The organism is Streptomyces sp. NPDC020742 (assembly GCF_040641675.1).
Classification (GTDB): Bacteria; Actinomycetota; Actinomycetes; order Streptomycetales; family Streptomycetaceae; genus Streptomyces.
In genome coordinates, this window is the sequence record NZ_JBFAEA010000018.1 from 44,584 (window position 1) to 70,789 (window position 26,206).

Genomic DNA, 26,206 nt, shown 5'->3' on the forward strand with positions numbered 1-26,206 from the left:
GGGCGGCCTCATGCCCCGGTCGTCAGCTCGTGCACATAACGTGCTCCGGCGTCCCGCAGGGTGCCGTGCAGCCGGCCGAACACCTCCGCCGCGCGCCCTCCCGGCCAGTCCTCGGGCAGGAGGGGAGAGGGCAGCCCGGGATCCGCGTACGGCAGCCGGCGCCAGGCGTCCAGCGCCAGCAGGTAGTCGTGGTAGGCCGCCTCGGGCGGTACGGTGCGCCGCCGTGACCAGCGGCGCAGGACCGGCTCCTGCTCCGCCAGGAAGGCGCGGTGCTGTGCGGCGATGGCCTCCAGGTCCCACCAGCGCGCCACCGCGTCCGCGGTCGGCGCGAACCCGGTGTGCGTACCGGTGAACAGATCGACGTACGGGTCCAGTTGGAGCCGCTCCAGGGTGTGTCGGGTCTCCTCGTACAGCGGTGCGGGGGCGATCCACACGCCCGGTGCCGCGGTGCCGAAGCCGAGCCGGGCCAACCGCGAGCGCAGCAGGTGCCGCTTGTGCCGCTCCTCCTCGGGGACGGAGAAGACGGCCAGTACCCAGCCGTCGGAGAGCCGCGCGGCCGGGCGGGTGAAGATCCGGCGGTCGCCGTCCTCCAGCAACTGGCGGGCGGCGTCGGAGAGTGCGTACGCCGCGGCACCGGCCGCCGTCCGGGCGGGGTCCAGCAGACCGCGCCGCTTGAGCCGGGAGACTGCGGAGCGCACCGACGGCGGGTCCACCCCGAGCACCCCGAGCAGCCGGATCAGGGCGGCCACCGGCACGGGGCCGGCCGCCCCGCCCCCGTCCGTCCCGCCGCGCCCGTAGGCGCCGTAGAAGGTGACGATCAGGGACCGGGGGGTGCGCTGCGTCTGCTGGTCGGTCACCTGGTCACTCTAGATCGGGCGTGCGCAGGCGGAAGCGCTGGAGCTTGCCGGTCGGGGTGCGCGGCAGGGCGGTGTGGAAGACGAACTCGCGCGGGCACTTGTAGGGCGCGATCCGGGTCTTGGTGAAGGCGCGCAGCGCGGCAACGGTGCCGGCTCCCCCGTCGACGCCGGGGCGCAGCACGACATGGGCGACGACCACGTGCCCGCGGTCCTCGTCGGGTCGCCCCACCACCGCCGCCTCGGTCACGTCCGGGTGCCGCAGCAGTGCGTCCTCCACCTCCGGTCCGGCGATGTTGTAGCCGGCCGAGATGATCATGTCGTCCGCGCGGGCGACATAGCGGAAGTAGCCGCCGGGCTCCCGGACGTAGGTGTCCCCGGTGAGGTTCCAGCCGCCCCGGACGTACTGCGTCTGTCGGTCGTCCGCCAGATAACGGCACCCGGTCGGCCCCCGGACGGCCAGCAGTCCCGGCTCGCCGTCCGGCAGCGGCTCCCCGTCCGCGCCCACCACTCGGGCTTGGAAACCCGGCACCGGCAGCCCCGTCGTCCCCGGCCGGATCGCCTCGTCGGCGGCCGCGATGAAGATGTGCAGCAACTCGGTGGCACCTATGCCGTTGATGATCCGCAGGCCGGTCGCGCCGTACCAGGACCGCCAGGTCGCTGCGGGCAGGTTCTCGCCGGCCGAGACGCAGCGGCGCAGGGAGGAGACGTCGTGGCCGGCGAGCTTGGGCAGCATCGCCCGGTACGCGGTCGGCGCGGTGAACAGCACCGAGATCCGGTGGGCGGCGATGTCGCCGAGCAGCCGCTCCGGCCCGCCCCAGTCGGCCAGCAGGGACGAGGCCCCGGCCCGCAGCGGGAAGATCACCAGCCCGCCGAGGCCGAAGGTGAAGCCGAGCGGCGGGCTGCCGGCGAACACATCGTCAGGAGTGGGCCGCAGCACCTGCGCGGAGAAGGTGTCCGCGATGGCGAGCACATCGCGGTGGAAGTGCAGGCAGCCCTTGGGGCGGCCGGTGGTGCCCGAGGTGAAGGCGATCAGTGCGACATCGTCCGCCGCGGTCGGTACCGCGGGGTACGGTGCGCCCCCGGGCCGGGCGAGCTGCCGCAGATCGTCCGGGCCGTCCCCGCCGTACGGGGTGATCCGCAGCCCCGGGACAGCGGCCTCGGCGAGGCCGTCGACCGAGCGGACGTCGCACAGCGCGAACCCCACCCGGGCGATCTCGCAGATCGTGCTCAGCTCCTCGGGCCGCTGGGTGGCCAGGACGGTCACCGCCACCGCACCCGCCTTCATCACGGCCAGCCAGCAGGCGGCGAGCCAGGGCGAGGTGGGGCCGCGCAGCAGGACGCGGTTGCCCGGACACACCCCCAGCCGGCCGGTGAGCGCGTGCGCGATCGCATCGACCTGGTCGCGTAGCTGGGCGTAGGTCCACACCGGCCCGTCCGTGTCGCGCAGCGCGGGCCGGTCCGCGCAGCCGAGCCGGGCGATGGTGCCGTCGAGCAGCTCGGCGCCGCAGTTCAGGTGGTCGGGGTAGCCCAGGTCGGTGAGGTGCGGCCACTGCTCGGGAGGCGGCAGCCGGTCGCGCGCGAAGGTGTCGGTGTGGGCCGAGGACCGTAGCTCCATGGCGGTTGCGCCCCCTAGGGCGGCCGGGTGGCCGGCTCGGTTGGCTGCTCGTACGGCCGGCCGGGACCGGTCGACGGGGTTCGAGGACTGCCGTGTGGATCCGTCGTCAGCGTAACGTGTTCGTGACGGCAGTCAACAGACCGCGATAGAGCAACCGCCACCAGGGAGCCGCCTCGTGACCGTATTCGCGCTGGGACCGAAGGAGCGGGAATGGTGCGCCGAACTGCGCACCATGACGGCCGAACGGCTGCGGCCGCTCGCCGCGCAGGGGGTGGCGGGTCGGATCAACCGCCCGCTGGTCGCCGCGCTCGGCGAACTGGACCTGCTGCGCCGCCTGTTCCCCGCCGAGGGGCCGCTGCGCGCCCTCGATCTGTGCCTGCTGCGGGAGTCGCTGGCCCAGGAGTGCACGGAGGCGGAGACCGCGCTGGCGCTCCAGGGGCTGGGGGCCTACCCGGTCGTGCAGTCGGGGACGCGGGAGCAGCGCGCCCGCTGGCTGCCCGAGGTCGCCGCCGGCCGCGCGGTGGCGGCCTTCGCGCTGAGCGAGCCGGACGCGGGCTCGGACGCCGCCGCGCTCTCCCTGGCCGCCGAACCGGACGGAGCGGACGGCTGGCGGCTGACCGGGGAGAAGTGCTGGATCTCCAACGCCCCGGAGGCCGACTTCGCCACCGTCTTCGCCCGCACCGGCGGTGGGGCCGGCGCCCGGGGCGTCACCGCCTTCCTCGTGCCCACCGGGCGGCCGGGCCAGACCGGCACCCACCTGGATATGCTCAGCCCCCACCCCATCGGCACGCTGGTCTTCGACGGCACGCCCGTGACCAGGGCGGATGTGCTGGGCGAGGTGGACGGCGGGTTCGCCGTCGCGATGGCTACGCTCAACCTCTTCCGGCCCAGCGTGGGCGCCTTCGCGGTGGGAATGGCGCAGGCCGCGCTGGACGCGGCGCTGGCGCACGCGGGCGCGCGCACCGCGTTCGGCGGCCCGCTCAAGGACCTGCAGTCCGTGGGGCACCAGCTCGCCGAGATGGCCACCCGGGTCGAGTCCGCCCGGCTGCTGGTCTATGCGGCGGCCTCCGCGTACGACACCGGGGCCCCGGACATCGCCCGCCGCTCCGCCATGGCCAAGCTGCTGGCGACCGAGACCGCCCAGTACGTCGTCGATGCCGCGGTCCAGATCCACGGCGCCCGTGCGCTGCGCCGGGGCCACCTCCTGGAGCACCTCTACCGGGAAGTCCGCGCGCCGCGCATCTACGAGGGCGCCACCGAGGTCCAGCGCTCGATCATCGCCAAGGAGCTGTACCGGCGCTGAGGCGTCCTGGGCTCCCGTGAGGTTTGGTATTGGACGGGCTCCGACGGGGTTTTCGACGGGGCTGGTTGGTGGCGGCGGGGTGCGACCGTGAGGGCGCGAGTGCGAGCGCGAGGGCGCGAGCACGAGGGCCTACGCGCGGGCGGCTGGGCGCGGGCGGCTGGTGCGTGAACGGCTGGTGCGTGAACGGCTCGTGTGGGCAAGCGGCTTGAACGTGAGCGGGCTTGGTCGTCAGGGGTGGGAGCGCTCAGCGAGGGGACTTCCCGGCCCGGCCCAGCGCGCACCGGCCGGCGGCGGTGCCCCGCCCGTCGGGCGCCTGCCCGTCTGGTTCGTCGGGTTCCCTGACGACGGCGCCGGTGGGCGGTGGGCCGGGTCCGGTCCGCCGGTCCGCCGGTACCTGGAGCGAGGAGAGCTGCCCAGAGCCGAGGCGGGCACCGGACATGTGACGGGAGCTGTGGCTGCACCCTCCGCCAGGCCCGTGCCGGACTCCGGTCAGGGCGACCACCACCAGTGCGCAGACGGTGACCGTGCGGACACAGTGACGTCTCAGGGCGTTCCCCCGAGACGGACGGTCGGTGGCCGCGGGGCGGCCGGGCCGGGGCTTGACGAGCGCGCGTCAGGCCAAGGCGTGTCGGCGGGGGCGGGGAGGGGCCGCCTGGCCGTCGGCGAGAAGGGGAAGCGCAGATACCGCATGCCGTCTGGGCGGTGGCCGACGGGCGAGTGTCAGTGGTGGGTGTCAGGCTGAAACCACGAGGAGCGCGAAGGGACTCGCCATGATCACTACTGACTTCGTACCCGGCTCTCCGTGCTGGCTCGATCTCGGTACCCCCGATGTCGAGGTCGCGGCGGGCTTCTACCGCGCCGTGTTCGGCTGGCAGGCGGAGCCGTACGGCGACCAGGGCGCGGGCGGCTACACCCTCTTCCGGCTCGACGGAAAGGCGGTCGGTGCGGTGGGGCCGCTCCCCGAGGGCGCCGGCGGACGCTCCGCCTGGACGCTGTACTTCCACACCCCGGACGCGGACGCCACGGTCAAGGCGGTGGAGCAGGCGGGCGGCGCGGTCCGCTCGGCGCCGAAGACGGTCGGGGCGAACGACGGCAGGTTCGCCCGTCTCGCCGACCCCCAGGGCGCCGAGTTCGCGGTCTGGCAGCCGGACCGCTACCCGGGGCTGGAGGCTACGGACGGACCGGGCAGCCTGGGCTGGATGGAGCTCTACACCACTGACGCGGCCGCCGCCCTGGCCTTCTACCGAGCGGTGTTCGGCTGGGGTACCCGGGACATACCGCTCCCCGGCGGTGGTGGCACGTACACCCTCCTCCACCCCGCCAACTGCGGTGAGGAACGGATGCACGGCGGCCTCATGGGCGTCCCCGCCGATCTGCTCGGACCCAACGGCACGCCGTACTGGCACCCGGTGTTCGGGGCCCGGGACTGCGATGCCGCCGTCGGCCTGGTGACCGGCAACGGCGGCACCCTGTCGATGGGTCCGGAGACCGCCGAGGGCGTCGGCCGCCTGGCGGTCTGCAACGACCCGGCCGGGGCGGAGTTCGTGGTGCTCACCCCCGAGGGGGCGGAGTGAGCACCAGCACCGTCCGGCGTGCTCACGTATGCGGTGGGCCGTGGCGTCGTCGTTGGTCGGCCGACGGTCGCAGTGCGACGCGCGCAGTACGACAGGCGCAGCAAGACGAGCCGCAGTGCTAACGCGCCGCAGTACTAGGGTCTGTTGCGAAAGTGCTGGTCACAGCCGCTCGTTGAGGACTGCGACTGACGCACGGCAAGTTGCTCGCATCTCATCGAGGCAGCGCCACCGCGCAGGAGCTTCTGACGGTTGCGGACTCGGTCCGCCGGAACCGGGATCGTTGCCTTGATCCCGCCAGAAGTGCGAACGACTCGCGGCTGAACGGAAAGCCATCGCGAAAATGCAGGAGACCCCCGGCGATATCCCCGCATGTTCACCCACTGGCGCTGCACCGTCGCAGCCATGATGATCTGAACCAGTCTTGACCTCAACCGCACTTGAGGTCCTAGCTTAGCGAGCATGACGACCGTAAGTACCCCGCAGAATGGCACCACCACGCTCGGCCAGCGGCCCATCGCCCTGGTCGCCTGGGGCGCCACCGAGGCGATCCTGCGGCACTCACAGGCCGCCCTGGCACGCATCGACATGGCCCAGCCCCAGTGGTGGGCGCTCAACAACATCGTCCGGGCCGAGCACGGCCTCACCAGGGAGGAGATCCGCGCCTTGGCCGTGCCCTACGGCATGGGCACCCAGGTGATGGTCCACGCCGCCGACGCCCTCGTACACCGGGGCTGGCTCGACATCGGCGCGGACGGCCGGCTGACCCTCACGGAGCAGGGCCGCGAGGGCCTGGCGACGGCAAAGGAACACATGGACCGGGTGCGCGCGGAGCTCCTCGGCGACATCACGGAGGAGGAGTACGCGACTGCGGTCTCCGTGCTCCAGCGCGTCACTGACAACCTCGCCCAGGGACTGTTGTGAAGGTGCTGGTCACAGCCATTCGTTGATGGCCGCGACCAACACGGTCGCCTCGTAGCGAACGGCAAGCCTGCCGTATCTCGTTGCCACCGCGCGGTGGCGCTTGAGTCGATTGATCACCAGGCACGTTTCCGGTCGTCACCGGACTCTGGTGATCCACCTCAGGCCGTGCGGTCGACGCGCCCGCGCCGTGCGGCCCCGACGGAGTGTGGCCACGCCGAACCGGACCGCGCGCACCGCACGGCCGGCATCGGGGGAAAAGGGGAGGGCCAACACGCCCACGAGCGTAACCGTCGGTGCGCGGCGCCACCAAGCGCCACCGCGTCCCTTCGCCACTCCTCCCATGCCCCTCCCCCCATGCCCCTCCCACCCGCTGCTCCTCCTGAGCTCTTCGTTCCATTCCTGGCCCGGCTGCCCCCACCGCCGCATAGACTGACCGCTCCAGGTGTGAACAGGGGGCGGGATGAACACCGGTGTCAGCAGGCTGACCCTCGATCTTGCCGGTGCGTCGGACACCGATGCGGAGGAACTCCAGTCACTCGCCGCGCAGTTGCGCCGGGCGCTGCTGGAACTGGACGTCGAGGACGTGCAGTTGGCCCGCGGGGCGGAGGCTCCGCCGGAGGGTGCCAAGCCCGGCGAGGCCGTCGCGGTGGGCGCGCTCGTCGTCACCGCCGCACCGCTGCTCGTCCGCCAGGTCCTCCAACTGGTCGACACCTGGCTGCGCAACCGCCCGCTGCGCAGCGTCAAGGTGGAGTTCGACGGCGGATCCATCGAGTTGGGCCATGCTTCCGCCGAGGACCAGCGGCGGCTGATCGACGCGTTCGTGAGGGCGCGGTCCGCCCCCGCCGGAATTCCACTGTCCGAGGGGACCGCCGGAACTCCACAGTCCGAGGAGTGAGCCGGTGTCCGGTTTCCAGGCCGGCCGCAGGGACGCACTGCTGATCGCCACCGGCACGTACCAGAGCCCGGCACTGAAACCGCTGCGCTCACCACGCCAGGACTGCGAGGGCCTGGCCGCCGTCCTCCGCGATCCGGCCATCGGGGGCTTCCAGGCAGAGCAGTTGGTGGACGCCAGGTCCTATGAGGTCAAGCGCGCGCTGGAGCAGTTCTTCCGCCACCGTGGCCGGGACGATCTGCTGCTGCTCCACCTGTCCTGCCACGGCATCAAGGACGACGAGGGCCTGCTGTACTTCGCCGCGCAGGACACCGACAAGGACCTCCCCGCCTCCACCGCGGTCCCCGCCGTCTTCCTGCACGACCAGATGGCCCGCTGCCGGGCCCGCACCATCGTCGTCCTGCTGGACTGCTGTTACAGCGGTGCCTTCCTCCCCGGTGTCAAGGGTGACGACTACGTCCAGGTGCAGGAGGAGCTGGCCGGTCACGGCCGTGCAATCCTCACCGCCACCAACCGCACGGAGTACGCCTGGGAGGGCGACCACCTGGAGGCCACCGCACCGCAGCCCTCCCGTTTCACCGGCGCGTTGATCGAGGGCCTGCGCAGCGGTGACGCGGACGCCGACGGGGACGGCCGGATCACCGTCACCGAGCTCTACGACTACGTCTACGAGCACCTGCACCGCAGCGGAGCCCGGCAGCGTCCCCTTATGTGGGCCGATCTGGAGTACCGCGTCACCCTGGCCCACGTCGCCCCCGTCCGGGCCGCCCGCACGCCCCGACCGGCTGCCGAACCCCCACCATCGGCTACGGAGGCCCCGCCACCAGCCGCCGGACCCCCGTCACCGTCTGCCGAGGTCCCACCATCGGAGCCGGCGCCGGAGCCGGAGCCGGCGCCCGAGAGCCTGCGCCCGGCCTCACCACCGCCCACCGAACCCGCCTCTGCCCCGCCGCAGGGCCTGTTCACCCGGCTCAAGGACGCGTTCAACGGCGAGGACGGGGGAGCACGCGCCGCAGCGGACGCCCCGGCCGCCCCGCCACGACAGCGCGCCCGGCGGGGCCTGGACGCCATGATCAGAGTGGAGTTCCCGCTGGTCGAGACGGCGCTGGGCACGAGCAGGGACCTCACGCTCGACACCGCTGCGGTCTGCGACCGGTGCCAGGGCGCCGGCGCCACCGCCGTCAGCCGGGTGTCGTGGTGCAGCCAGTGCGACGGCACCGGCACCTCCGGCCCGGCCGCCCCGAACGGCGCCGCGCGGGACTGCCCTCGCTGTCAGGGGAGCGGGGTACGCATCTCTTCGCCCTGCCGCCTCTGCCAGGGCGGCGGCCGGGTGCGCGTCCGGCGCATCCTCACCGTCAAGGTGCCGGGCGGCGTCGAGCACGGCACCCGCATCCAGTTCGCCGGCGAAGGGGAGGTGGGGCCGGGCGGCGGCCCGCCCGCGGACCTCTACCTCGAGGTCATCGAACTCCCGCACCCCGACCTGACCCGTCAGGGCGACGACCTCCATCTCACCCGGCGCATCCCGCGCACCATCGCGCTCCGCGGCGGAGGGATCGAGGTGCCCACCCTCGACGGCCCCAAGTCCGTCCGGATCCCCGCGGGCCTGCGCTCCGGCCAGACCTTGCGGCTCGCCGGGTACGGCACCCGGCACCTCCACGACGAGGGCCGCGGCGACCTGTTCCTCCACCTCGACATCGAGGACGACAACGACGGTTCCAGGAAGGGCCGGTGAACGCCATAACTGGTGAACGCCCTGACCGGTGAACGCCATAACTGGTGAACGTCATGACCGCTGAACCACCGCGCTCCCCGCCAGGTCGCCGCAGGTCACCTACCTCGACCGGCAGCTGAAGGAGGAGGCGGAGCCTCCCCGTATGCGCAGCACATCGGTTGCAGCGACAGAAGACGGACGGTCGGGCCCGGCTACTCACCCGTGTACACCGCGTCGACGGGCCGGGAGCGCAGCGCCGAACGGGTGGCGATGCCGATCGACAGCCGGCCCAGCACCGCGATGAAGCCGGCGACGCCGAGCCAGACCGCCGGGACCAGATGCGGGACGGCCTGCCCGGTCATGGCCAGACTGGTGCCGATGGTGGGCGGTACCGCGATGACCACGCCGGCCACGACGGCCGTGACCACCACCACCCAGGACTCCATGAACATCATCCGCCGCACCTGCCGCTCGCTGGTGCCGATCAGCCGCAGCATGCCGAACTCTCTGCCGCGCGCCCTCGTCGCCATCACCAGCGTGTTCACCACCGCGATCAGGACGTAGAGCAGCAGCATCCCATTCGCGATCAGGTTGATCGTCGACTGTTGGACGAACCCGCCCTGTTGTGCGGCGGCGAACTCGTCCGAGTCCCGCACCTGGAGGGTCGGCGTCCGCCGGGCGAGCGCTTCCAGCGCCGGCCGTACGGGCGTGTCATCGCCGGAGGCCCTGACCAGGAGTGCGGTGTCGAGACGGCTCGTGGTGTGCGCGGAGAGGAGCGGGTAGGGGAGGGTCACATCGCCGAAGCCCAGGCCGTTGCCGTACACCGCAACGACCTTCAGTTTCCTGGGAGTTCCGTCACCGAGGTCCATATCCGCGGTATCGCCGACGCCGAGGCCCGCGGTGCCGGCCGCCATCCAGCTGAGCGCGACGGTGTCACCGCGCAGCGCGTCCAGGCTGCCCTGCCGTACGTCGAGGTCGAGCGTACGGTCGAGGCGGTGCGGGTCGAGGCCCTGGGCGCTGAAGGGCCGGGTGGTCCTCTTGTCGATCTCCAGGTAGTTCAGCATCACCTGGGAGCGCACCACGGGGGTGGCGGTGCCGACACCGTGGACGCCGCGCACCGTGGCGGCCAGTTCGGGGGAGAGCCCGGTCCCGTCGCTGGTGAGGACGTAGTCCGCCACGACCCCCGTCGCGGCCTGCTGCTCGGCGGTGGCCTGCACCGTGGACAGGGTGGAGAGCTGGATCAGCGCCATGGCGGCACCGAGCGCCAGTGGGACGACGGCGGCACTGAGCCGCCGCGCGTTGGCGCGGGAGTTGGCGAGGGCCAGATGGCCGCTCACCCGCGACCACCGCAGCACCGGACTCATCACCCCGATCGTGATCTTCACCAGCTGGGGGCCGAGCAGGGCGCAGCCGACCATCAGGAGCAGCAGGGAACCGGCGGCGCCCGCGAGGGCCGGCTCACCGGGGATCGCCATCGGCAGCGCGACCGCCACCGCGACACCGATCACGATCAGCGCCCGGCCGACGTTCCTCCGCACCCGACCCAGCGCCGGCGGCTCGACCTCAGACTCACGCAGCGCCTCCACCGGCTGGATCCGCGCGGTGCGCCAGGCGGCGATGACGCCGGCGAGCCGAGCACCGAGCACGCACAGCAGGGCCGCGGCAACGGCCGGGGCCGGGTGGTACGACAGCTCGAAGTCGGCGGGCAGGGCGCCGACGGCGGCGAAGGCATCCCGGAGACGGCCGGCCATCAGGTAGCCGGGAGCGGTGCCCAGCACGGCGGCCGTCACCGAGACCAGGAGGACCTCGCCGCCGATCAGCTGGTGGATCTGGCGGGGCGAGGCCGCGATCGCGCGCAGCATGGCGAGTTCGCGGCGCCGCTGGTGGATCGCGAGACCCAGGGTCGAGGAGACCACGAAGATCACGACGGCCAGCGCGGTGCCGCCGAAGGACGCGGACAGCGCGATCAGAAAGCCCCGCGACTGTCCCATGTCGAGGAATTCCAGGTCACCGACGTGCGTGCCGGTGGAGACGGACACCGGGACGCCGGAGCCGGCCAGGGCCTTCTCGATCCGGCCGGCGAGCGCGCCGGCACCGGTGCCGGGCTCGGCGAGTACACCGAGCGCGGTGATCCGGTCCGGACGTCGGGAGAGCTTCGCCGCCTGCGCGTCGGTGAAAAAGGCCGCCGACTGGCGCTTCAGCCCGCCGGGCGGCGGCGCAACCAGACCAGTGACCGTGTAGGTGGTGGACGTCGTCCCCACCACCAGTCGCGCTCGCGAACCCACCGCGAGTCCGGTCCGCCGGGCCAGGTCCCGGTCCAGCACGGTCTCGCGGGCGCCCCGTGGCGCGTGCCCTTCGGCCAGGGCGAACGGCGCCAGTGCGGCGGAGGCCCAACCGTGCCCGTACAGCGGCCGGTCGAGTGCGACCGTACGACCGCGGGCGTCGGCGAGGCTGATGCCCACCGTGCGGTCGCCGACGGCCGTCTTGACGCCGGGCACCTTGGCGACCCTTCCGGCCAGGTCCGCGGGGAGGGTGACCCGCTCGGCGAAGTACGGGTCGAAATCCTCCTTGACCTCCTTGGTCTGGTCGCCGCCGACCATGACGGCCGCGCCCGCGTACCGCTCGGGCGGGACACCGGACAGCAGCCCGGACATCAGCAGTACGCCACACGCCGTGACCAGGGCCGACCCGAAGAAGACGGCGATGAAGGCAGCCACAAAGCCGCCCTTGCGGTTCCTGACCGTGCTCCACGCGAGGTCGAACATGACGGCCCGCCCTACCGGTTGCCGAGGTGCGTCATACGGTCGGCCACCTGCTCCGGGGTCGGCCGGGCCAGCTGCCCCGCCAGCCGGCCGTCCGCCAGGAAGACGGCGGAGTCGGCGTACGAGGCGGCCACCGGGTCATGCGTCACCATCAGGACGGTCTGGCCGGTCCCGTCGACGATGTGCCGGAACAGGCGCAGCACTTCCTGGCCGCTGCGGGTGTCCAGCGCGCCCGTCGGCTCGTCGGCGAGCACCGCGTCCGGCCGGGTGACCAGGGCGCGGGCGATGGCCACGCGCTGCTGCTGACCGCCGGAGAGCTGATTCGGGCGGCGGTCCGCGTACCGGCTCATCCCGACGTGCTCCAGGACCTCCCGCAGCCAGCCCTGGTCAACGGCCTTGCCGGCCAGGCGCGGTACGAGCGTGATGTTCTGCTCCACGGTCAGCGACGAGATCAGGTTGTACGCCTGGAACACATAGCCGATCCGCTCGCGGCGCACGGACGTCAGCGCGGCCTCCTTCAGTGAGCTCAACTCGGTGTCACCGAGGAAGACCTGGCCGGACGTCGGCCGGTCCAGTCCGGCGAGGCAGTGCAGCAAGGTGCTCTTGCCGGAGCCGGACGGCCCCATCACCGCGGTGAACGAACCGCGGGGGACGGTGAAGGAGACATCGTTGAGTGCGGTGACGGCGGCTTCCCCCGAACCGTACGTCTTGGTGACGGACACCAGCCGCATGGCGGCCGCCTCCACCGAACAGTCCGATGCCGCCGCTCCCTGATCCGCGGTGACCGCGGACCGGCGCCCGACCGGTGCCATGCTCCGTCCCCTCCCGTTTGCCAGCGGCATCAACGTAGGGGAACGCGATATGCCGGGCGACCGAGCTGTCTCCCCTATGGAGGGTGGAGCCAGCTCCACCATGACCGGTTCCCAGCTGGGCGAGCAGGCCGCTGACCTGCTCCAACGTCATCCGCGGGAAGGTTCGCCAGGACGCGGACCCCGACTCGCTGAGACGTCGCTCCTCATGACGAGGAGGGAGCATCGGCCGCCCCTGGTGCGGGCCGTTTGGGACGGACTACGACCTCGCTTCCCAGCAGTGACGCGGACACCGGTGCGCAAGGCCCGGGCACGACAGACACGAGGGTGGTCATCGACTTCAAGGCGCTGCGGCAGGCACGGAGGAGCGGACACACCACGCGCGACGAGCACGGCGTCGACACCGTCGATCCAGCCCTCGCGCCCCGCTAGGTACCGCAGAAAGTCGGGAGCCAAGGAGGCTCCATAGCCGTCGAGTCTCTGGGCCTGGATCTCAGAAGCGGGCAAGGCGGTGGCGATGACGGCGTGCCCAGTGAAGGCGACCGAGCACTCCAACCCGCCCGGCAGGGGCGGTAGCACGGTCACCTGGCCCTCTGCGGGCGGGAAATGCCCGTCGGCAGCGTTGAGAAACATCCCCAGCAACGGGTGAGACTCCGGCATAGCGATCCACCCTACGAGTTGCTCCTTGTGGATGCAGCTGCGGCGACGCCCGACAACCGAGGATCTCTTGACGAGAGCTGTGTCCCGTCGAGAAGTCCCACAGATGCCGCCGCACCCCCTCCAGGCCCGCATTCGTGCAGGTCAGGCAGGGGGTGCGGCGGGGTGCGAGGGCACTCTTGTGACGACCGGTCAGATGTCCCGGAACGTCTCGATCTGCGCCCCGATCGAGTTGAGGCGTTCCGCGAGGTCCTCGTAGCCGCGGTTGATGACGTAGACGTTGCGCAGGACGGAGGTGCCCTCGGCGGCCATCATGGCGAGGAGGACGACGACCGCGGGGCGCAGGGCCGGGGGGCACATCATTTCCGCGGAGCGCCAGCGGGTGGTGCCGTCGACCAGGACGCGGTGCGGGTCGAGCAACTTGACCTGGGCGCCGAGGCGGTTGAGGTCGGTGAGGTAGATCGCGCGGTTGTCGTAGACCCAGTCGTGGATGAGGGTCTGGCCCTGGGCGCTGGCCGCGATCGCGGCGAAGAAGGGGACGTTGTCGATGTTGAGGCCCGGGAAGGGCATCGGGTGGATCTTGTCGAGCGGGGCCTGGAGCTTGGAGGGGCGGACCGTCAGATCGATGAGCCGGGTGCGGCCGTTGTCGGCGTGGTACTCCGCGCTGCGCTCGTGGTCCAGGCCCATCTCCTCCAGGACCGCCAGCTCGATCTCCAGGAACTCCACCGGCACCCGGCGGATCGTCAGCTCCGACTCGGTGACGACCGCCGCGGCCAGCAGGCTCATCGCCTCGACGGGGTCCTCGGACGGCGCGTAGTCCACATCGCGCTCGATGTGCGCGGTGCCGTGGACGGTCAGGGTGGTGGTGCCGATGCCGTCGACGCGTACGCCCAGCTCCTCCAGGAAGAAACAGAGGTCCTGGACCATGTAGTTGGAGGAGGCGTTGCGGATGACGGTGACGCCGTCGTGCCGTGCGGCGGCCAGCAGCGCGTTCTCGGTGACGGTGTCTCCGCGCTCGGTCAGGACGATCGCGCGCTTGGGGGCGACGCTGCGGTCGACCTCGCCGAGGTAGGTGCCGTCGGTCGCGGTGATCTCCAGCCCGAAGTGGCGCAGCGCCGTCATGTGGGGCGTCACGGTGCGGGTGCCCAGATCGCAGCCACCGGCGTACGGCAGCTTGAAGTGGTCCATGCGGTGCAGCAGCGGGCCCAGGAACATGATGACGCTGCGGGTGCGACGGGCCGCCTCCATGTCCATGGAGTCCAGGTCGAGTTGGGCGGGCGGGATGATCTCCAGGTCGTTGCCGCCGTTGATCCAGCGGGTACGGACGCCGATGCTGCCCAGCACTTCGAGGATGCGGAAGACCTCCTCGATGCGGGCCACCCGGCGCAGCGTGGTGCGCCCCGCGTTGAGCAGGGTGGCGCACAGCAGCGCCACGCAGGCGTTCTTGCTCGTCTTCACATCGATGCTGCCCGACAGTCGGCGGCCGCCGACCACCCGCAGATGCATCGGACCGGCATAACCGAGGGACACAATTTCGCTGTCGAGCGCCTCGCCGATACGGGCGATCATCTCAAGGCTGATGTTCTGGTTCCCGCGCTCGATGCGGTTGACCGCACTCTGGCTGGTGCCGAGTGCCTCCGCGAGTTGAGTCTGGGTCCAGCCGCGGTGCTGCCGGGCGTCACGGATGAGTCGGCCGATGCGTACGAGGTAGTCGTCTGCCATGAGGGGACCGTATCTCAGATATGAGATGGCTATGCAATTGTGGATAACTGGATTGTTCGCCTACTATGCGAACAACTGAGAGGTGGTCACCAAGCCGATGAAGAGTGCCGAGCGTTCCGCCGTGGCGCCAAGGGGCCGTCTGTGGGCCCTGATTGCCGTCCTCCCCTTCGTCACCGCCACCGCGGTCGTCGCCGGTGTCTACACCTCCGTGTCCGCCCGTTTGCCGGATCCGCTTGCCACCCATTTCGGTGCAGCCGGCCGGGTGGACGGCTACTCCTCCGTCCACGGGTTCCTGACCGGCTGTCTGGTCGTGCTGCTCGTCCTCGGCACCGGCCTCGGGCTGCTCGTCCAGCGCCAAGAGCCCTCGGCGGGGACGCTCTGGGCGATCGCCGTCGGCTACGCCACCGCCGCCGGAGTCGGCTACCTCAGCTGCCTGACCCTGCTCGGCAACGCCGCGGCCACCGACGCCTCGGCCGTCCGGCTGCCGCTGTGGCAGGCGGCCGTCGCGTTGGGGGTGGCCCTGGCGGCCGGCGCGCTGGGACGGCTGCTCGCCGGTCGGGCGCCCCGTCCGCCCCGGCCGGCCGCGGGCGACGCGCCCCGTCTCGACCTCCCGGCCGGAGCCACGGCCGGCTGGTCACGGACCATCAGCACCCCGCCGCTGGTCGTACTGGGTGTGCTGACCGCCTGCGGAGGACTGGTCCTCCTCACGTCGGGCAGTGCGATCGCCGGTGTCGCGCTGCTGCTGTCCGGGGCTGCGGCCGCCGCCGTCACCGCGATACGGGTGACCGTCGACCGCCGCGGTCTGACGCTGGCGCCGCTGCTGCTGTCCGCCTTCCGAATCCGCTTCCGGCGGATACCCCTCGCCCGTATGAGCGAGGCCACCAGCCGCCCGATCTCCGTCTTCGCCGAATTCGGCGGCTGGGGCTACCGTGTCCGCCCGGGTCGCAGCGGGCTGGTGCTGCGCTCGGGGGACGCCGTCGTGCTGCGGTTGACCAGCGGCCGGGAGTTCGTGGTGAGCGTGGACGACGCCGCGACCGCCGCCGCACTGCTCAACACGTACCTGGACCGCGCACGTTCGCAGCAAGGAGGCTGAGGTGCTCTTCCGCGTCGACCCCGGCTCGTCGGTTCCGCTCGGCGACCAGATCGCGGCCTCGGTACGCGGAGCCATCGCGGACGGTTCGGTGTGCACCGGCGAGCGGCTGCCGGCCGCCCGCGAGCTCGCCGCGTCCCTCGGTGTGAATGTGCACACCGTGCTCCGTGGCTACCAGCGCCTGAAGGAGGAGGGGCTGATCGAACTCCGCCGCGGCCGGGGCGCGGTGGTCACCGGTGCGGCCTCCCCGGCCCGCGCCCGGCTGGGCGAGACCGCGGCCCGGCTGATCGCCGAGGCCCGCCATCTGGGGCTCTCCGACGAGGAGATCGTGACGGTGGTGCGGCTGGGGCTGGCCGGGCGCTGACCGAACGGGACCGCTGGCGCCCGGCCCCGGGGTACCCGGAATGCCGGGTCCGTGCCGTGAACGCCGGCTCCGATCCCCCCTTCCGGTCCGTCGTTGAGTCGTCCGGTCGGTCGTCCGGTCACGTCGCCGGTCAGCCATCTGGTCAGCCGTCCGGTCAGCCGTCCGGTCAGTCGTCGAGGACGGTGAGATCCAGGTGCCGCAGCCGGGCCGGGTCGGCGAGGATGTTGATCTCGGCGATCTTTCCGCGCACCACGGTGAAGTCCATGACCGAGAACGGCCGCCCGCCCGGCGCGGCGACCAGCCCGGGGGCGCCGTTGACCAGCGCCGGCCGGGTGAACTGCGCGAAGTGCGAGAACATCAGCGCCTGTTCCACGACGGTCCGGGCGCCATGGACCAACTTCGAGATCCCGCTCGATGCCCCCGCATCGGCCCGCAGCACCACGTCCGGGTCGAGCACCGCCAGCAGCCCGTCGAAGTCACCGGCGCGCGAGGCCGCCAGGAAGGCGTCGACGACCTCCCGCTGCCGCACGGGGTCGGTGTCCGGGGCCGGGGCGGTGCCCTGTACCCGGCGCCGGGCCCGGCTGGCCAGTTGCCGGGCAGCGGCGGGCGTACGGCCGACGAGCGGCGCGATCTCGTCGAAGGGCATCGCGAACATGTCGTGCAGGACGAAGGCGAGCCGTTCGGCGGGGGAGAGGGTCTCCAGGACGACGAGCAGCGCCAGCCCGACCGAGTCGGCGAGCACCGCCTCGCTCTCCGGGTCCTGTGGACCGACGGGGTCCAGCCGGGTCACGACCGGTTCGGGCACGTACACGTCGAGGGAGTCCTCGCGCCGCGCCTTCCGCATCCGCAGCTGGTCCAGGCACACCCGCCCCACGACCGTCGTCAGCCAGCCGCCGAGGTTCTCCACCCCGCCCGCGCCGGACCGGCTCAGCCGCAGCCAGGTCTCCTGGACGGCGTCCTCGGCCTCACTCAGCGAGCCCAGCATCCGGTAGGCCACCGCCCGCAGATGGCCGCGGTTCTCCTCGAACCGCTCCGCCAGCCATTCGGTGTCGCTCATCGCTCCCACGTCCTCCCCCGCAAGGTTCCGTCATCGCCATGACGTACGCCGCGGATCGTATGTGACAGGGTCGCCGGCGCCGTCCCCCTCGCAGACCGGGTAATCGACATAGCCGCGCGCCTCCCCGGTGTAGTACGTGGCCGGGTCGCCGACCGCCGGCGCACGGCCCAGGGCGAACCGGGTGACCAGGTCCGGGTTGGCGATGAAGAGCGTGGCGAACGAGACCGCGTCGGCGAGACCGGCCCCGATGAGGGCGTTCCCGGACTCCCGGTCGAAGCCGAGGTTGGCGATCAGGGGCCCGGCGAACCGCCGGCGGAAGCGCGCGAAGGCGGCGGGGTCGGGCGCCGCGCCCGGAGGCAGGTCCGGCCCGCGGAGGTGGAGGTAGGCCACCGGGTGGTCGTTGAGCCGGTCCACCAGCGCGTCGTAGTCGGCCAGCGTCTCCTCGTCGGCGGCGAAGTGCCGGTCCGCCGTCCAGTACGGCGAGAGCCGCACCCCGACGCGCCGTCCGTCCCAGGGCGCGGCGATCGCGTCGACGGTCTCCAGCAGCAGGCGCCGCCGTCCGGCGCGGTCACCGCCGTAGGCGTCGTCGCGGCGGTTCAGCCGGGGGCTGAGGAACTGCGCCATCAGGAAGACGCCGTTGGCCGCGAGCTCCACGCCGTCGAACCCGGCCCGCCGGGCGTTCGCCGAAGCGGTGCGGTAGTCGGCGAGGGTGTCCCTGAGGTCCTCGGCGGTCATCTCGCGCGGGGTGACGGTGTCCTTGAAGCCGTCCGCGGTGAAGGACCGGACGCCGGGGTCGACCGCCGAGGGCCCGGCGGGCAGCGCACCGCCGAGGTGATCGGGGTGCGAGGCGGCGCCGGTGTGCCAGAGCTGGAGCACCATCCGGCCGCCCCGCTCGTGCACGGCGTCGGTGACCCGTCTCCAGCCGGCGATCTGCTCCTCGGTGTAGATCCCGGGGACGTGACGGAAGCCGATGGCACGGGGGCTCACCCAGGTCCCCTCGGCGATGATCAGCCCCGCACCGGCCCGCTGGGCGTAGTGGGCGGCGTGCAGCTCCGTCGGCACCAGCCCGGCGTTGGTCGCGCGGGCCCGGGTGGTCGGCGCCATCACCACCCGGTTGGGCAGCCGGAGGTCGCCGAGGACCGCCGGCTGGAGCAGCGGCTGGGCCTCGGGCGTGGGGGCCGGGACGGATGGGGTGGTCATCGTGGTCACCTCTGCACGGTGGGGTTCGTCGGGAAGTCGGCTACGTCATGAGGCCGACAGGACGTCGGATGCGTCATAGAGGTCGACGGAGCGCGACGAGGAAAGGTGACCGATGGCAGGGCAGGACGTTCTCGCGGCACGGTTCGAGGCACAGCGGAGCCGGCTGGGCCAGATCGCCTACCGGATGCTCGGCTCGCTCCCCGAGGCGGAGGACGCCGTCCAGGAGAGCTGGCTGCGGCTCGGACGCGTCGACGCCGACCGGGTGGAGAACCTCGCCGCCTGGCTGACCACCGTCGTCTCCCGGGTCTGCCTGGACATGCTGCGCTCCCGCACCGCGCGCCGGGAGGACCCGGCCGGGTCGGAGCTGCCCGACCGGGCCCCGGACACCGGGGGCGGGAGCGACCCGGAGCACGAGGCGTTCCTGGTCGACTCGGTCGGCCGGGCGCTGCTGGTGGTCCTCGACCGGCTGGGGCCGGCCGAGCGGGTGGCGTTCGTCCTGCACGACTCCTTCGCGGTGCCGTTCGACGCGATCGCCCCGATCGTGGAGCGCTCACCGGTCGCCACCAAGAAGCTGGCCAGCCGGGCCCGGCAGAAGGTGCGGGGCACCCCGGCGGTCCCCGCCGCCGAGGTGGCCCGGCAGCGGCGGGTCGTCGAGGCGTTCCTGGCCGCCGCGCGCGGCGGCGACCTGCGGGCCCTGCTGGAGGTGCTGGCCCCCGACGTGGTGCGCACGGCCGACCCGGCCGCCCTGCCGCCGGGCGGGGTGACCGAGCTGCGGGGCGCCCGGGCGGTGGCCGAGGGGACGGTGCAGCTGGCGCGCACCGCGCGGTTCGCGGCACCGGCGCTGGTCGACGGCAGGGTGGGCATCGTGGTGGCCCCGCACGGCCGGTTGCGCCTGGTCCTCACCGTCGCCACCGAGGGCGACCGGATCACCGGGTACCAGGTCCTCGCCGACCCCGCCCGGCTGCGGCGGCTGGACCTCGGGGCTCTTGACAGGACGGGACCGGGGCAGTCAGGGCATGACCAAGCCGCAACGATGTACTAGAGTTATCTCGACATCGAGATATCTGCCACGAGGCGTACCGCTGCCGCGCCAGCAAGGCGTGCCTAACTTAGGCTTACCTTAGTGGATGGGGCAAGGACCCGTGACGGCAGCATTGCGGTGGTACGCGAATTCATGCATGAAGGAGACTGTCGTGTCGGCGAACAGCTTCGACGCCCGCAGCACGCTGCAGGTGGGCGACGAGTCGTACGAGATCTTCCGGTTGGACAAGGTGGAGGGCTCGGCCCGCCTCCCCTACAGCCTGAAGGTGCTGCTGGAGAACCTGCTCCGCACCGAGGACGGCGCGAACATCACCGCCGACCACATCCGGGCGCTCGGCGGCTGGGACTCCCAGGCCCAGCCCAGCCAGGAGATCCAGTTCACGCCGGCCCGCGTGATCATGCAGGACTTCACCGGCGTGCCCTGTGTCGTGGACCTCGCCACCATGCGTGAGGCCGTGAAGGAGCTGGGCGGCGACCCGGCGAAGATCAACCCGCTGGCGCCGGCCGAGCTGGTCATCGACCACTCCGTCATCGCCGACAAGTTCGGCACCAAGGACGCCTTCGGCCAGAACGTCGAGCTGGAGTACGGCCGCAACAAGGAGCGCTACCAGTTCCTGCGCTGGGGCCAGACCGCCTTCGACGAGTTCAAGGTCGTTCCGCCCGGCACCGGCATCGTCCACCAGGTGAACATCGAGCACCTGGCGCGTACCGTCATGGTCCGCAACGGCCAGGCCTACCCCGACACCCTCGTCGGCACCGACTCGCACACCACCATGGTCAACGGCCTCGGTGTGCTGGGCTGGGGCGTCGGCGGCATCGAGGCCGAGGCCGCGATGCTCGGCCAGCCGGTCTCCATGCTCATCCCGCGCGTCGTCGGCTTCAAGCTGACCGGTGAGCTGAAGCCGGGCACCACCGCCACCGACCTGGTGCTCACCATCACCGAGATGCTGCGCAAGCACGGCGTCGTCGGCAAGTTCGTCGAGTTCTACGGCGAGGGCGTGGCCGCCACCTCGCTGGCCAACCGCGCCACCATCGGCAACATGTCGCCGGAGTTCGGCTCCACCGCCGCGATCTTCCCGATCGACGACGAGACCCTGAACTACCTCAAGCTGACCGGCCGCTCCGAGCAGCAGGTCGCGCTGGTCGAGGCGTACGCCAAGGAGCAGGGCCTCTGGCTCGACCCGGCCGCCGAGCCCGACTTCTCCGAGAAGCTGGAGCTGGACCTGTCGACGGTCGTCCCGTCGATCGCCGGCCCGAAGCGTCCGCAGGACCGGATCGTCCTGGCCGAGGCCGCCACGCAGTTCGAGCGCGACGTCCTCAACTACGTCTCCGACGCCGACGAGGCCGGCGAGGAGTCCTTCCCGGCCTCCGACTCCCCGGCCGCCACCAACGGTGTGCCGAGCCGCCCGACCACGGTCACCGCCCCCGACGGCTCGACCTACGTGATCGATCACGGTGCGGTCACGGTCGCGGCCATCACCTCCTGCACCAACACCTCGAACCCCTACGTCATGGTCGCCGCCGCGCTGGTGGCCAAGAAGGCGGTCGAGAAGGGCCTGACCCGCAAGCCGTGGGTCAAGACCACCCTCGCCCCGGGCTCGAAGGTCGTCACCGACTACTTCGACAAGGCCGGGCTGACCCCGTACCTCGACAAGGTCGGTTTCAACCTCGTCGGCTACGGCTGCACCACCTGCATCGGAAACTCCGGCCCGCTGCCGGAGGAGGTCTCCAAGGCCGTCAACGAGCACGACCTGGCCGTGACCTCGGTGCTCTCCGGCAACCGCAACTTCGAGGGCCGGATCAACCCCGACGTCAAGATGAACTACCTGGCGTCCCCGCCGCTGGTCGTCGCCTACGCCCTGGCCGGCTCCATGAAGGTGGACGTCACCAAGGACGCGCTGGGCACCGACCAGGACGGCAACCCGGTCTACCTGAAGGACATCTGGCCCACCGAGGCCGAGGTGAACGAGGTCGTCGCCAACGCCATCGGCGAGGACATGTTCGAGAAGTCCTACGAGGACGTCTTCGCCGGTGACGCCCAGTGGCAGGCGCTGCCGATCCCGACCGGCAACACCTTCGAGTGGGACGCCGAGTCGACCTACGTCCGTAAGCCCCCGTACTTCGAGGGCATGACGATGGAGACCACCCCGGTCGCCGACATCGCGGGCGCCCGCGTGCTCGCCAAGCTCGGCGACTCGGTCACCACCGACCACATCTCCCCGGCCGGTGCGATCAAGGCCGACACCCCGGCCGGTCAGTACCTCACCGAGCACGGCGTCGAGCGTCGCGACTTCAACAGCTACGGCTCCCGCCGCGGCAACCACGAGGTCATGATCCGCGGCACCTTCGCCAACATCCGCCTGCGCAACCAGATCGCGCCGGGCACCGAGGGCGGCTACACCCGCGACTTCACCCAGGACGGCGGTCCCGTCTCCTTCATCTACGACGCGTCGCAGAACTACCAGGCCGCCGGCACCCCGCTGGTCATCCTGGCCGGCAAGGAGTACGGCTCCGGCTCGTCCCGCGACTGGGCCGCCAAGGGCACCGCGCTGCTCGGCGTCAAGGCCGTCATCGCCGAGTCCTACGAGCGCATCCACCGCTCCAACCTCATCGGCATGGGCGTCCTCCCGCTGCAGTTCCCGGAGGGCCAGTCCGCCGAGTCCCTCGGCCTGACCGGTGAGGAGACCTTCGCCGTCTCCGGCGTGACCGAGCTGAACGACGGCACCACGCCGCGCACGGTCAAGGTCACCACGGACGGCGGCGTCGAGTTCGACGCCGTGGTGCGCATCGACACCCCCGGCGAGGCGGACTACTACCGCAACGGCGGCATCATGCAGTACGTGCTGCGCTCGCTGATCCGCAAGTAAGCGCCGCAACGCAACGACGGGCCGCACTCCCCGGATCGGGGGGTGCGGCCCGTCCGCTTACCGGCGGCCGGCCGGCTCGGCTGTCAGAACAGCAGGCGATAACCACAACGGTCTGACGGGTCAACCGGTTTTGCCGCGGCCCAGCAGCTCGATCTCCGCGAGGGTGCCCGGTCCACCGTCGCTCACCAGCCGGTAGTGCCGGTACGAACCGGGGTGGGCGAGGCCGAACACCCGCGTCTGCCGGTCCCAGGTGAAGCGCTCGCCGGAGCGGCGGTCGAGCACCTGCCAGTGCCGGCCGTCGGCCGAGCCCTCCAGCCGCCAGCCCCCGGGCGCCGCGGCGTGGTCCGCCGACGTCAGGGTGTACGAGCCGACCCGGGCCGGTCCGGTCGGATCGGCCGCCACGGTGGTGAAGGACCCCGCGGTGCCGGAGGAGTTGTCGAAGAGCGGGCCGGCCGCCGGATCGGTCACATCGGCCGGCGGTGTGGGCACCTTGTCGTCCCGGGTGATCGAGGTCGGGGCGTCGTCCGGGCCGGAACCCCAGGCGGAGGGCCGGGGGCCCATGGTGAACGTCAGGGTGCCGCCGCGCGCCAGCAGCCCGTGCGGCAGGGCGGTGGAGTGCCAGGGCGTGCCGTTGACCTGGAGGCCCTGCGCATAGATGTTGCGGGCGCTGTTCCGGGGGGCCTCGATGGTGAGGTCGCGGCCGTTCTCCAGGTGAACGGTGGCCCTGGTGAACAGCGGTGAGCCCACCGCGTACTCGCCCTGCCCCATCACCAGGGGGTAGAAGCCCAGCGCACCGAAGACGTACCACGCGGACATCTCGCCGTTGTCCTCGTCGCCCGGATATCCCTGGCCGATCTCGCTGCCGAGGTAGAGCCGGGAGAGGGCCTCGCGGACCCGCTGCTGGGTCTTCCAGGGCTGCCCGGCCGCGTCGTAGACGTAGGCGATGTGGTGCGAGGGCTGGTTGCTGTGCCCGTACATGCCCATCCGGGTGTCCCGCGCCTCGGTCATCTCGTGGATCACCCCGCCGTAGGAGCCGGCGAACTCCTTGGCGGCCGTCTCCGGGGTGGAGAAGTAGGCGTCCAGTTTCCCGGCCAGGCCGGGGCGGCCGCCGTAGAGAGCGGCGAGGCCGCGGGTGTCCTGCGGTGCGGTGAAGGCGAAGGTCCAGGCGTTGGTCTCGGTGTAGTCGTAGCCCCAGACTCGGGGGTCGAACTGCCCGGGAGGCAACCGCCAGTTGCCCTGGGCGTCCTTGCCCTGGAAGAAGCCGACCTTGTCGTCGAAGAGCCTGACGTAGTTCTGTGCGCGGCCCAGGAAGTACGCCGACTCCTCCTTGTACCGGGGCTTCCCCGTCTTCTCGTACAGGGCCTTGCCCATCCGGGCGATGCCGAAGTCGTTGAGGTAGCCCTCCAGCGCCCAGGACATCCCCTCGCGGGTGTCGGTGCTGGTGTAGCCGAGGAAGGGGGCGGTGTCCATGCCCTTCCGGCCGACGCCGGGGTGCGGCGGGGCGACGGTGGCGTTCTTGACCGCCGCGTCGTAGGCGGCCTCCGCGTCGAAGCGCACGCCCTTGGCGTAGGCGTCGGCGAAGGCCACATCGGAACTCGTCCCGGTCATCAGGTCCGCATAGCCGGGCGAGGACCAGCGCGAGATCCAGCCGCCGTCCTTGTACTGCTGGACGAAGCCGTCGACCATCCTCCCGGCCCGCCCCGGGGTGAGCAGGGAGTAGGCGGGCCAGGTGGTGCGGTAGGTGTCCCAGAAGCCGTTGTTGACGTAGACCGCACCGTCGACGATCTTCGAGCCGGTGCGTGTCGGGGTGTCCTGGCCGGTCCGTGGTGAGAAGGGGCTGGCGTAGCGGCTGCGCCCGCCGGCCTTCTCGAAGCCGGAGTTGGGGTAGAGGTAGAGGCGGTAGAGGCTGGAGTAGAGGGTGGTGAGCTGGTCCCGGCTCGCGCCCTGGACCTCGATCCGGCCGAGGAGGTCGTCCCACTGGGACTGCGCCCGCCGCTCGATGGTGCCGAAGGGCGTACCGGCCGGGATCTCCCGGTCCAGGTTCTCCTTCGCCTGGTCCACGCCGATCAGGGAGGTGGCGATCCGCAGGGTCACGGTACGGTCCGCCCCGGGCCGGAAGCGCAGATAGCCCGTCACGTCCTTGCCGCCCCCGCCCTCCAGCCGGCCGCCGCCGGTGACCGGTGCGTCTACGACGCCGTAGACGAACAGTCGGGTGGCGCCGACCGAGAGTCCGCTGCGGACGTCCGAGAAGCCGGTGACCACGCCGCGGTCGGTGTCTAGGCTCAGCCCGCCCTTGTTGTTGACGTTGTCGAAGATCAGGCTCGCCCGGTCGTCGGGGAAGGTGAAGCGCATCAGCGCCGCGTGGTCGGTCGGGGTGATCTCGGCCTTGAGACCGTTGTCGAAGGTCACGCCGTAGTAGTGCGGTTTCGCGGTCTCACGAGAGTGGTGGAAGGGCAGGGCCCGACCGGTGCGGGAGGCGTCCGGGGTGCCGGCCGCGACCGACGGCATGACCTGGAAGGTCTGCCGGTCGCCCATCCAGGGGCTGGGTTCATGGCTGGCGCTGAAGGCCTGGAGGGTAGGGAGGTTGTCGGCGTTGTTCCGGCGGGCGTACTCATAGAGCCAGTCGGAGGAGCCCGCGTTGGTCACCGGGGTCCAGAAGTTGAACCCGTTCGGGACGGCGGTCGCGGGGAAGGTGTTGCCGCGGGAGAAGCTGCCGCTGGAGAGGGTGCCGCGGGTGGTGACGGCGTAGTCGGAGAGGTGCGCGAGCGGCTTGTCCGGGGGCTCGGGGGCGAGGGTGACGTCATCGAGCCAGCCGCGGAAGGCCGGTGCGGTGCCCGGCGCCCGGGGCGCGTCGTAGGCGAGCAGGATCCGGTCGACGGTCCGACCGGCGGCGACCGCACCGATCCGCGACGTGCGGTGGTTCCACTGGTTGACGTAGAGGGTCTTGGACGCGGCCTGACCCTGCGGGGTCAGCGGGGCGCCGTGCTGGTCGACCGCCCGCAGGTCGCTGAGGTAGCTGCCGTCGGTGAAGGCCAGATCGACCGAGACATGGGTCGCCGGGTAGTCGAGATCGGTGGTCGCCATCTCCGGGAAGAGCCGGTACGACAGCGAAGTGTCCGCGGTGACCGGCAGGTTGACGTCGAAGACTTTGTTGTACGCGTAGCCGTGGCCGGCCGCGGTGTGGGTGCCGGCGTAGCGCAGCGCATGGCCGCCGGTGAATCCGGCGTGCGCCTTGGCGGTGGGGGAGTCGGCGGGGCCGGTGTCGGTCCGGGTGCTCATACCGGGGGCCACGGGGGTGGTCTCCGGTGTGACGCCGGAGGCCTTCGGCCGGCCGTCGGGGCCGGTCTCGACGGTGTCGGTCCAGTCCGGCCGGGCGTCGCCGGGCTCGAAGGAGGAGCTGAACTCCGCGGCCTGACGGGGCTGGTGGGGCGGCACGGCGTGGACCGGGCCGGGAGCGGTGAGGACGAGCAGAGCGGCCGCCACCAGGGCGGCCGGGCGGGTGAAGCCCCGTAGGCCCCGTCGTCGAACTCCCGCCTGCCCCGCGAACGACGGGAGCGTGACGGCAGGGCCTGGTGCACTGTGCCGGTGTCTGAGCCGCACGCGGTCCCTCTCAACCAGGTTGACATCGTTGTCAGTTGCATGACGCCGCGTTGAACAGAGATAAGTAAGGTGCGTGGGCCCTTTGGTGTCAAGGGTGTCGCTGCGATCACTGGGCCGCCCGTGTCGCGGGGTGATCCGGACGGGTGTGCGTGGGGGATCCCGTG

General features: G+C 71.8%; 17 protein-coding genes. 9 read left to right on the top strand and 8 right to left on the bottom strand.

The window, feature by feature from the left end; all coding sequences use genetic code 11:
* Positions 1 to 8: 8 nt before the first annotated feature.
* Entirely contained in the window at positions 9 to 857 is an 849-nt protein-coding gene (locus AB0G84_RS26335) for a PaaX family transcriptional regulator C-terminal domain-containing protein (RefSeq protein WP_361325575.1), read from the bottom strand.
* A 4-nt stretch (positions 858 to 861) separates the two neighbouring features.
* Positions 862 to 2,472 (bottom strand): AMP-binding protein, encoded by a 1,611-nt coding sequence (locus tag AB0G84_RS26340; protein ID WP_361325578.1) that lies wholly within the window; start codon positions 2,470 to 2,472, stop codon positions 862 to 864.
* A gap of 175 nt (positions 2,473 to 2,647) precedes the next feature.
* On the opposite strand from AB0G84_RS26340, the gene AB0G84_RS26345 reads away from it, so the two are divergent.
* The 5 genes from AB0G84_RS26345 (at position 2,648) to AB0G84_RS26365 (ending at position 8,894) form a co-directional block, all read left to right on the top strand.
* A complete protein-coding gene (locus tag AB0G84_RS26345) occupies positions 2,648 to 3,775 on the top strand; it encodes an acyl-CoA dehydrogenase family protein (protein WP_361325580.1) in 1,128 nt (375 codons plus the stop codon).
* A 770-nt stretch (positions 3,776 to 4,545) separates the two neighbouring features.
* Entirely contained in the window at positions 4,546 to 5,349 is an 804-nt protein-coding gene (locus AB0G84_RS26350) for a VOC family protein (protein WP_361325583.1), read from the top strand.
* 459 nt (positions 5,350 to 5,808) lie between these two features.
* Positions 5,809 to 6,270, top strand: coding sequence for a MarR family transcriptional regulator (locus tag AB0G84_RS26355; RefSeq protein WP_361325584.1), 462 nt, complete (start codon positions 5,809 to 5,811; stop codon positions 6,268 to 6,270).
* Between the two features lie 460 nt (positions 6,271 to 6,730).
* Complete coding sequence (locus AB0G84_RS26360; protein WP_361325587.1) at positions 6,731 to 7,165, top strand: hypothetical protein; 435 nt, start codon at positions 6,731 to 6,733, stop codon at positions 7,163 to 7,165.
* Positions 7,166 to 7,169: 4 nt separating this feature from the next.
* A complete protein-coding gene (locus tag AB0G84_RS26365; RefSeq protein WP_361325590.1) occupies positions 7,170 to 8,894 on the top strand; it encodes a DnaJ C-terminal domain-containing protein in 1,725 nt (574 codons plus the stop codon).
* Between the two features lie 191 nt (positions 8,895 to 9,085).
* Here the strand turns inward: AB0G84_RS26365 and AB0G84_RS26370 are convergent, their stop codons facing one another.
* The 3 genes from AB0G84_RS26370 to AB0G84_RS26380 form a co-directional block, all read right to left on the bottom strand.
* Positions 9,086 to 11,638, bottom strand: a complete 2,553-nt coding sequence (locus tag AB0G84_RS26370) for an FtsX-like permease family protein (RefSeq protein ID WP_361325593.1) — start codon at positions 11,636 to 11,638, stop codon at positions 9,086 to 9,088.
* 11 nt (positions 11,639 to 11,649) lie between these two features.
* On the bottom strand, positions 11,650 to 12,366 hold the full coding sequence (locus AB0G84_RS26375) for an ABC transporter ATP-binding protein (RefSeq protein WP_361325795.1): 717 nt from the start codon (positions 12,364 to 12,366) through the stop codon (positions 11,650 to 11,652).
* 927 nt (positions 12,367 to 13,293) lie between these two features.
* Positions 13,294 to 14,823: a UDP-N-acetylglucosamine 1-carboxyvinyltransferase gene (locus tag AB0G84_RS26380; protein WP_361325596.1), complete on the bottom strand. Its 1,530-nt coding sequence runs from the start codon at positions 14,821 to 14,823 to the stop codon at positions 13,294 to 13,296.
* A gap of 97 nt (positions 14,824 to 14,920) precedes the next feature.
* On the opposite strand from AB0G84_RS26380, the gene AB0G84_RS26385 reads away from it, so the two are divergent.
* Positions 14,921 to 15,916 (top strand): DUF1648 domain-containing protein, encoded by a 996-nt coding sequence (locus tag AB0G84_RS26385; protein ID WP_361325599.1) that lies wholly within the window; start codon positions 14,921 to 14,923, stop codon positions 15,914 to 15,916.
* 1 nt (position 15,917) lies between these two features.
* The gene (locus tag AB0G84_RS26390; protein ID WP_361325602.1) at positions 15,918 to 16,277 is read left to right on the top strand and encodes a GntR family transcriptional regulator; all 360 of its coding nucleotides are present in this window, start codon (positions 15,918 to 15,920) and stop codon (positions 16,275 to 16,277) included.
* 166 nt (positions 16,278 to 16,443) lie between these two features.
* Here the strand turns inward: AB0G84_RS26390 and sigJ are convergent, their stop codons facing one another.
* Together sigJ and AB0G84_RS26400 are read right to left on the bottom strand one after the other, a co-directional pair.
* A complete protein-coding gene (gene sigJ, locus AB0G84_RS26395; RefSeq protein ID WP_361325605.1) occupies positions 16,444 to 17,334 on the bottom strand; it encodes an RNA polymerase sigma factor SigJ in 891 nt (296 codons plus the stop codon).
* Positions 17,335 to 17,364: 30 nt separating this feature from the next.
* Positions 17,365 to 18,534, bottom strand: a complete 1,170-nt coding sequence (locus AB0G84_RS26400; protein ID WP_361325608.1) for an alkene reductase — start codon at positions 18,532 to 18,534, stop codon at positions 17,365 to 17,367.
* A 112-nt stretch (positions 18,535 to 18,646) separates the two neighbouring features.
* On the opposite strand from AB0G84_RS26400, the gene AB0G84_RS26405 reads away from it, so the two are divergent.
* Together AB0G84_RS26405 and acnA are read left to right on the top strand one after the other, a co-directional pair.
* The gene (locus AB0G84_RS26405; RefSeq protein WP_361325610.1) at positions 18,647 to 19,576 is read left to right on the top strand and encodes a sigma factor; all 930 of its coding nucleotides are present in this window, start codon (positions 18,647 to 18,649) and stop codon (positions 19,574 to 19,576) included.
* Positions 19,577 to 19,727: 151 nt separating this feature from the next.
* A complete protein-coding gene (acnA, locus tag AB0G84_RS26410; protein ID WP_361325613.1) occupies positions 19,728 to 22,442 on the top strand; it encodes an aconitate hydratase AcnA in 2,715 nt (904 codons plus the stop codon).
* 120 nt (positions 22,443 to 22,562) lie between these two features.
* Here acnA and AB0G84_RS26415 read toward each other — a convergent pair whose 3' ends face one another.
* Positions 22,563 to 25,925, bottom strand: a complete 3,363-nt coding sequence (locus tag AB0G84_RS26415; RefSeq protein WP_361325616.1) for a GH92 family glycosyl hydrolase — start codon at positions 25,923 to 25,925, stop codon at positions 22,563 to 22,565.
* Positions 25,926 to 26,206 lie beyond the last annotated feature (281 nt).

Bases quoted from the DNA above. Each gene is read 5' to 3' on its own strand.
- AB0G84_RS26385 (WP_361325599.1), top strand. From the start codon at position 14,921: ATGAAGAGTGCCGAGCGTTCCGCCGTGGCGCCAAGGGGCCGTCTGTGG.
- AB0G84_RS26355 (WP_361325584.1), top strand. From the start codon at position 5,809: ATGACGACCGTAAGTACCCCGCAGAATGGCACCACCACGCTCGGCCAG.
- AB0G84_RS26360 (WP_361325587.1), top strand. From the start codon at position 6,731: ATGAACACCGGTGTCAGCAGGCTGACCCTCGATCTTGCCGGTGCGTCG.
- AB0G84_RS26375 (WP_361325795.1), bottom strand. From the start codon at position 12,366: ATGCGGCTGGTGTCCGTCACCAAGACGTACGGTTCGGGGGAAGCCGCC.
- sigJ (WP_361325605.1), bottom strand. From the start codon at position 17,334: ATGAGCGACACCGAATGGCTGGCGGAGCGGTTCGAGGAGAACCGCGGC.
- AB0G84_RS26405 (WP_361325610.1), top strand. From the start codon at position 18,647: ATGGCAGGGCAGGACGTTCTCGCGGCACGGTTCGAGGCACAGCGGAGC.
- AB0G84_RS26350 (WP_361325583.1), top strand. From the start codon at position 4,546: ATGATCACTACTGACTTCGTACCCGGCTCTCCGTGCTGGCTCGATCTC.
- AB0G84_RS26400 (WP_361325608.1), bottom strand. From the start codon at position 18,534: ATGACCACCCCATCCGTCCCGGCCCCCACGCCCGAGGCCCAGCCGCTG.
- AB0G84_RS26340 (WP_361325578.1), bottom strand. From the start codon at position 2,472: ATGGAGCTACGGTCCTCGGCCCACACCGACACCTTCGCGCGCGACCGG.
- AB0G84_RS26370 (WP_361325593.1), bottom strand. From the start codon at position 11,638: ATGTTCGACCTCGCGTGGAGCACGGTCAGGAACCGCAAGGGCGGCTTT.
- AB0G84_RS26380 (WP_361325596.1), bottom strand. From the start codon at position 14,823: ATGGCAGACGACTACCTCGTACGCATCGGCCGACTCATCCGTGACGCC.